This is a genomic window from Ruminococcus sp. CAG:379, from assembly GCF_000434255.1.
GTDB classification, from domain to species: domain Bacteria; phylum Bacillota; class Clostridia; order Oscillospirales; family Ruminococcaceae; genus Ruminococcus_F; species Ruminococcus_F champanellensis.
On sequence record NZ_FR894798.1, the window covers coordinates 1 to 551 of the forward strand.

At 43.7% G+C, this 551-nt stretch carries 1 protein-coding gene; it reads left to right on the forward strand.

What is annotated here, in order from left to right; genetic code table 11:
- On the forward strand, nt 1-340 hold a 340-nt coding region (locus QVO51_RS00260), incomplete at its 5' end, for a DUF6883 domain-containing protein (protein WP_288167653.1).
- Nucleotides 341-551 lie beyond the last annotated feature (211 nt).

Consider the following 551-nt stretch of genomic DNA (forward strand, 5'->3'; position numbering starts at 1 on the left):
CAAATCCGGTGGGGGTGGTATAATAACATCAAACAAGCAATGCGTAATTCATGAAAACAAGATCAATAAGTTTTTCTTATCTCCGGGAGCAAAGCATGCACAGGAATTTTTTGATGTTGGTTATTCACCGGATGATTTCGATGCACTAAACCATGACCTTGTGGACGGATTCGACTACAATCAAGCCATGGATAAACGTGTATTTGACAACGGCGTTGAAAAATTCAGCGTATTCATGCTCCTGGGAAAAGGAGAGCAGAAGAAACGCTTCCGGACCGTATGGCAAAAGGACACGCCCAACAGTGTCCCGAGAATTATCACTGCACACAGAGAGGACTGAGTATATGATTGAATTGTATGACATTGTAAAAATCAAGTCAACCGGTATAACCGGCACTGTTGTAGATGCAACGCGCGTAAACAACGTAACCGTTTACACAATAGAAAGCAATACAGAGAACACTCCCGGCGGATACGGTGGGAAGTGGAAGTTGTTTGAGTGCAAACGAGCAGATATTGAAAAGATCAGCACCCCCTAGGGGTGCTTTTCT